We start from the raw sequence: 6,540 nt of genomic DNA on the forward strand, positions 1-6,540 counted from the left end.
GACGGGAAGTCACCCGTGCGGCGCAACGCACCGCGCAGTGCACCCGTACGCCTCGGCCAATCGATGCACATCCCTTCACAGCACAAGGTGTGACGCGCAACACTCGCAGGCGCATGAGCGTTGCCGCCTTGGGCCATGAAGGACCCGCGGAAGTGAGGGCAAGTCATGTCCGTTCACGACGAACTGATGTCAGTCCAGCGCAGCCTCGACGAGGTGTTCCGGTCGCTGGGACGCCTGGAGAAGCAGCTCGGCACCGGCGGTCTGGAGATGCGCCGCGTCCGTGCCGACGCGAACCACCTGCGCGAGAGCGTCGCTCTCCTGCGCGACGCCGCCGCGTCACCGGCCGCGCCGACCCGTCCCGAGCTGGTCACCATCTCGGACACGCCGTACGACTCCGCCCTGTGGAGCGACTCGGACGACGAGGGGCTCGGCGCCCGGGACCGGCGCGCTCCCTGATCCGGGGAGGAGTCGAGCCCGACCGGCATCTCCCCCGAACCCGACCGGAGTCGTCACGTGGCCACTGGTACGGAACCCCCTGCCACCGAACCCAGACCTGAGAGCGGCGGTGTCCGGGGCGGCGCGCGGGCCGCGATCGCCGCCCCGCACCTGCGCACCGACCGCTGGTGGCTGGCCCCGGCCGGCACCGCCGCCGGCCTGCTCGCCTTCATCGTGTACTCGACCTGGCGGGCCTTCGCGAACACCGACTACTACGCGGCGCCGTACGTCTCGCCCTTCTACTCCCCCTGCCTGGCGGAGAACTGCGAGACCATGCGGGGCGGCCCGAACTGGGAGATCTTCGGAAGCTGGTGGGGCATCTCGCCCGCCATCATCATCCTGATCTTCCCGCTCGGCTTCCGCCTGACCTGCTACTACTACCGCAAGGCCTACTACCGGGGCTTCTGGGCGTCCCCGCCGGCCTGCGCGGTGGCCGAGCCCCACAAGAGGTACACCGGCGAGACCCGCTTCCCGCTGATCCTGCAGAACATCCACCGGTACTTCTTCTACGCCGCGCTCGTGGTCGCCGGAATCCTGACCTACGACACCGTGCTCGCCTTCCGCGACGAGAGCTACGCCTGGGGCCACATGGGGCTCGGCACCCTCGTGTTCCTGGTCAACATCGTGCTGATCTGGGCGTACACGATCTCCTGCCACTCCTGCCGGCACATCGTCGGCGGCAAGCTCAAGCACTTCTCCAGACATCCGGTGCGCTACCGGATGTGGCAGTGGGCGGGGAAGCTCAACGCCCGGCACATGCAGCTCGCCTGGGCGTCGCTGGTGAGCGTGGCGCTCGCCGACTTCTACGTCTACCTGGTCGCGTCCGGTGCCTTCGACGATCCGCGCTTCTTCTAGAGGGATGGAGCCTTATCGATGTCCGTGGTCGACCGGCAGGAGTGGGACGTCGTCGTGGTGGGCGCGGGCGGCGCGGGCCTGCGCGCCGCCATCGAGGCCCGGGAGCGGGGCGCCCGTACGGCCGTGATCTGCAAGTCGCTGTTCGGCAAGGCGCACACGGTGATGGCCGAGGGCGGCATCGCCGCGGCGATGGCCAACGTCAACAGCGGTGACAACTGGCAGGTCCACTTCCGAGACACCATGCGCGGCGGCAAGTTCCTCAACCAGTGGCGGATGGCCGAGCTGCACGCCCAGGAGGCGCCGCAGCGGGTCTGGGAGCTGGAGACCTGGGGCGCGCTCTTCGACCGTACGAAGGACGGCCGGATCTCCCAGCGCAACTTCGGCGGCCACGAGTACCCGCGCCTCGCGCACGTCGGTGACCGTACCGGCCTGGAGCTGATCCGCACCCTCCAGCAGAAAATCGTCTCCCTCCAGCAGGAGGACCACAAGGAGACCGGCGACTACGAGTCCCGGCTGAAGGTCTTCCAGGAGTGCACGGTCACGCGCGTGCTCAAGGAGGACGGCCGGGTCTCCGGGGTCTTCGCCTACGAACGCGAGTCGGGCCGCTTCTTCGTGCTGGAGGCACCGTCCGTGGTGATCGCCACCGGCGGCATCGGCAAGTCCTTCAAGGTGACGTCGAACTCCTGGGAGTACACCGGCGACGGCCACGCCCTGGCCCTGCTCGCGGGCGCTCCCCTGCTGAACATGGAGTTCGTGCAGTTCCACCCGACCGGCATGGTCTGGCCGCCGTCGGTGAAGGGCATCCTCGTCACCGAGTCGGTGCGCGGCGACGGCGGGGTGCTGCGCAACTCCGACGGCAAGCGGTTCATGTTCGACTACATCCCCGACGTCTTCAAGGACAAGTACGCCGAGACGGAGGAGGAGGGCGACCGCTGGTACGACGACCCGGACCACAACCGGCGCCCGCCCGAACTGCTCCCCCGTGACGAGGTCGCGCGGGCGATCAACGCCGAGGTGAAGGAGGGGCGCGGCTCGCCGCACGGGGGCGTGTTCCTGGACGTGTCGACGCGGATGCCCGCCGAGACCATCAGGCGCCGGCTGCCGTCGATGTACCACCAGTTCAAGGAGCTGGCGGACGTCGACATCACGGCGGAGGCGATGGAGGTCGGTCCCACCTGCCACTACGTGATGGGCGGGGTCGCGGTCGAGTCCGACACGGCGGCCGCGCGCGGGGTGCCCGGGCTGTACGCGGCCGGTGAGGTGGCCGGCGGCATGCACGGCTCCAACCGGCTCGGCGGCAACTCCCTGTCCGACCTGCTGGTGTTCGGCCGCCGGGCGGGCCGGCACGCGGCCGAGTACGCGGCCGGCCTCGCCGGGGCGCGGCCCGTCGTGGACGACGGACAGATCGACTCGGCGGCGGCGGAGGCCCTGCGCCCCTTCTCAGCCGAGGCGGAGACCGAGGAACCGGCGGGCGGCCCGCCGGAGAACCCGTACACCCTGCACCAGGAGCTCCAGCAGACGATGAACGACCTGGTCGGCATCATCCGCCGGGAGCCGGAGATGGAGCAGGCCCTGCAGAAGCTGGCCGAGCTGCGGCTGCGGGCCCGCCGGGCCGGGGTGGAGGGGCACCGGCAGTTCAACCCCGGCTGGCACCTCGCGCTGGACCTCAGGAACATGCTGCTGGTCAGCGAGTGTGTGGCGCGGGCAGCGCTGGAGCGCACCGAGTCGCGCGGCGGGCACACCCGCGAGGACCACCCGTCGATGGACCGCGCGTGGCGGCGGATCAACCTGCTGTGCGCGCTCACCGACCCGACGGGCGGGCTGGCGGCGACGGACCCGGTCCGCGGCCAGATCGCCCTCACCCGCGAGACCACCGAACCCGTCCGTGCCGACCTGCTCGCCCTGTTCGACAAGGAGGAGCTGGTCAAGTACCTCTCCGAAGAGGAGCTCTACGAATGAGCGGCTACACGGCCCACTTCAAGGTGTGGCGCGGGGACGTGGGAGGCGGCGGCCTGGAGGACTTCGAGGTCGAGGTCAACGACGGCGAGGTGGTGCTCGACATCATCCACCGCCTCCAGGCCACCCAGGCTCCCGACCTCGCCGTGCGCTGGAACTGCAAGGCGGGCAAGTGCGGTTCCTGCTCGGCGGAGATCAACGGCCGGCCGCGGCTGCTGTGCATGACGCGCATGTCGGTGTTCGGCCGTGAGGAGACGATCACGGTGACGCCGCTGCGGGCGTTCCCGGTCGTCCGCGACCTGGTCACCGACGTCGGCTTCAACTACACCAAGGCGAGGGAGGTCCCGGCGTTCGTCCCGCCGGCCGGTGTGGCTCCCGGCGAGTACCGCATGATGCAGGAGGACGTGGACCGCTCGCAGGAGTTCCGCAAGTGCATCGAGTGCTTCCTGTGCCAGGACACCTGCCATGTGGTGCGCGACCACGAGGAGAACAAGCAGGCGTTCGCCGGGCCGCGTTTCCTGATGCGGGTGGCGGAGCTGGACATGCACCCGCTGGACGCGGCGGCGGAGTCGGGCCTGGACCGCAAGACCACCGCCCAGGACGAACACGGCCTCGGCTACTGCAACATCACCAAGTGCTGCACGGAGGTGTGCCCGGAGGGCATCAAGATCACGGACAACGCGCTGATCCCCCTGAAGGAGCGGGCGGTCGACCGCAAGTACGACCCGCTGGTGTGGCTGGGCTCGAAGATCAGGAGGCGCTCTTCAGCAGGCTGAGGGCCTGGTGGAGGTTGTGTTCGGCGATCTCCCGCATCCGTTCCGGGTGCGGGAAGTCGCCCTCGATGAGGGTCAGCGGGCCCGAGACCAGGCCGATGTGCATCGCCAGGCGGTACAGACGCAGGCGCGCCTCGTCCAGGCCGGGGGCGCGCAGGGCGTCGTAGTGGGGGCCGAAGCGGAGCCGCAGGAAGACGTGTTCGTGCTCCGCGTCGAAGTACATCAGGCCCTCGATGTCGATGAGCGCCGGATGTCCGTCGGGCGTGAGCAGGATGTGGTCAGCCCCGAGTTCGCCGTGCACGAGGGTGTGGCTGTCGCGGGGACGGACCTCGGCGGCCAGGGTGTGGATCTCCGCCTCCAGCTCCCGGCGTGCGGCGGCGGCGCGGGGGTCGCGTGCGGCGGCTTCGGCCACGGCACGCAGGGCTCCTTCGGTGACGCGCTGCTCGCAGGAAACGCCGTACGAGGAACCACCCTGGTCGACGACGGCGACCTTCCCGAACCGGGGACCGGTGTGGCTGTGCAGGGTGGCGACCAGTTCGGCAGTCCGCTCCATGGCTCGCGGGGCGTGCTCCGGGTCGCGGGTCAGGGCGTCCTCCAGGCTGCCTCCCGTGAGGTCCTCGACGACGGCCGCGTCTGCGGGCAGGTGCGTGTGCGTGGAGTCGGCGTACCGAAGGCGGGGGGTGCGGACACCGGCGGCGGTGAGCCGGTCGTGGGCCGCCGTGAACAGGCCGAGGCCCGTGCCGTGCGAGAAGACGTCCCGGGGATCGGGGTCCGGCTGATCCCAGTAGTCCTCGTCGGCGGACCAGACGTAGGCGACGGCGGTGGAGTCGTCGTCGAGGGTGAGGCGGTAGACGCCCTTCTTGGTGCCGCCGCGCAGGCGTTCCACGCCGGTGAGCGCGCGGGACCGGCCCAGGGCGGCACGGGCGAGGGGGGCGAGGTCGGCGGTGGTGAGGGGGCGTCTGGGCGTCGTCACCGCACCCAGTCTTCCTTGTAGGAACGCCAGTCCGCCTCCGTCGCGGCGAAGTCGATGTACAGCGCGACACCGAAGTTGGCCCGGTCGGCGTCCGTGCGGGACAGGCCGAGCCGGACGCCTCGCACGGCGGCGGGGACGGTTTCGGCGTGGTTCCAGTGCCCGAAGCGGTTCTCGTGGAAGAAGGGCAGCCCCATCAGCAGGTCGGTGGAGGGCGGGGTGACCTCCAGGGCGAGGGAGGTCTGCTGGGCGACGTAACCGCCGTAGGTGCTCTGCAGGGGCTGCATCGTGTCGTACGACATCATGGCGATCTGGTCGACGCGGCGGGCGACCTGCCCGAAGAACTCCTGCGACCACCACTTGGGGTGGCCCGTGATGCCGCCCCAGACGGTGTGGAAGGCCGGGAGCGGGTCGATCTGGTGGGCGGCGACGGACAGTTGCGCGTCCCGGGAGCGGGTCTCGCGGCGCAGGGCGTCGAGGAGGGTGAGGTAGTCGCGGTCGCCGGAGTGCAGGGGCTCCAGGTCCAGGTGGACGCCCTCGTAACCGGTGTCCAGGACCTGGCGGGCTGAGCGGACGACCGCGGCGCGGGTCTCCGGCTCCTCCAGACGCATGCCGTCGGGCGTCTCGGTGGCGAGGACATCGCCGAGGAACGCCTGGACGCGGACGCCGGGGATCTTGTCGTTGACGGCTTCGATGAACCAACGGGCCTTCGGGTACACCGACTTCGGGAGTGTCCCGTCGTGCTCCAGCGGGCCGGAGTGGACGTACAGGTCGCGGATGCCGGTGCCTCGCAGGCGGCGGGCGAGGGCGGTGACGTCGGAGTCCTTCTTGCGGCCGTCGACCCAGGCGTGGCCGAGCCAGAGGGCGTCGCGGTCGCGGGTGCGGGTGCCGTCGGCGAGGTCGCCCGTGTAGTTGATCCGGAGGGCTGTCAGGGCGGAGAGGAGCGGGAGCAGGAGGATAAAAGGGAGGCCGATGGCCGTGCGTCTGATCCAGCGTCGGCGCCTGGTGCGTCGAGGGCGGTCGGGTGCCGGGGCAGAGTCGGGGACCCCAGGGACGGCCTCCTCGTCCTCGGCGGCTGCGGCTTCGCTCGGGAAAGTGCCCTCCGTGCGTTCCATACCGTCTCTCCCCGGTGATGTGGTTGGTGTTGCCGGGGAGGACGATCAGCACTGACGTTCGGTTGCGGTGGACGAGCGATCCCCTCGGCCGGCGAGCCCTCACCTGTAGGGATTCCGTGACGGGCTCCCCAACCAGCCTCACCTCATTTATATGATGATCCAACTTGCCAAGGCTCGGGGGAACTTGCCGAGCTGATGGTGACGGAGACACGGGGGTGGGAGAGCAGTGATCCAGCCGGAGAAGATCCCGCAGTTCACCGGGAATCTGGAGCAGCTGGAGACGGATTACGCGGACCTGAAGAAGGACGCGGGTCATGTCCGGGACGCCGGCGGCGACATCCACTCCCGGTTCCAGGGCCTGTCGGCGTATTACGAC

At 70.1% G+C, this 6,540-nt stretch carries 6 protein-coding genes; 4 read left to right on the forward strand and 2 right to left on the reverse strand.

Annotated features, from left to right (window positions below; genetic code table 11):
• Positions 1-165 precede the first annotated feature (165 nt).
• Genes ADK65_RS20125 through ADK65_RS20140 form a run of 4 tightly spaced genes read left to right on the forward strand, consistent with a single transcriptional unit; the run spans position 166 to position 4,082 of the window.
• A complete protein-coding gene (locus ADK65_RS20125) occupies positions 166-456 on the forward strand; it encodes a hypothetical protein (RefSeq protein ID WP_053671702.1) in 291 nt (96 codons plus the stop codon).
• Between the two features lie 57 nt (positions 457-513).
• A complete protein-coding gene (locus ADK65_RS20130) occupies positions 514-1,350 on the forward strand; it encodes a hypothetical protein (RefSeq protein WP_053671703.1) in 837 nt (278 codons plus the stop codon).
• Positions 1,351-1,368: 18 nt separating this feature from the next.
• Positions 1,369-3,309 (forward strand): fumarate reductase/succinate dehydrogenase flavoprotein subunit, encoded by a 1,941-nt coding sequence (locus tag ADK65_RS20135; protein WP_053671704.1) that lies wholly within the window; start codon positions 1,369-1,371, stop codon positions 3,307-3,309.
• Complete coding sequence (locus ADK65_RS20140; protein ID WP_053671705.1) at positions 3,306-4,082, forward strand: succinate dehydrogenase/fumarate reductase iron-sulfur subunit; 777 nt, start codon at positions 3,306-3,308, stop codon at positions 4,080-4,082. The genes ADK65_RS20135 and ADK65_RS20140 overlap by 4 nt, the downstream gene beginning before the upstream one ends.
• Here the strand turns inward: ADK65_RS20140 and ADK65_RS20145 are convergent.
• Complete coding sequence (locus ADK65_RS20145; protein WP_053671706.1) at positions 4,057-5,052, reverse strand: phosphotransferase; 996 nt, start codon at positions 5,050-5,052, stop codon at positions 4,057-4,059. The two genes, ADK65_RS20140 and ADK65_RS20145, sit on opposite strands and share 26 nt — an antisense overlap.
• Complete coding sequence (locus tag ADK65_RS20150) at positions 5,049-6,164, reverse strand: hypothetical protein (protein ID WP_078956062.1); 1,116 nt, start codon at positions 6,162-6,164, stop codon at positions 5,049-5,051. The genes ADK65_RS20145 and ADK65_RS20150 overlap by 4 nt, the downstream gene beginning before the upstream one ends.
• Positions 6,165-6,540: the final 376 nt, after the last annotated feature.

It is taken from the genome of Streptomyces sp. NRRL B-1140 (assembly GCF_001280065.1).
GTDB lineage: Bacteria > Actinomycetota > Actinomycetes > Streptomycetales > Streptomycetaceae > Streptomyces.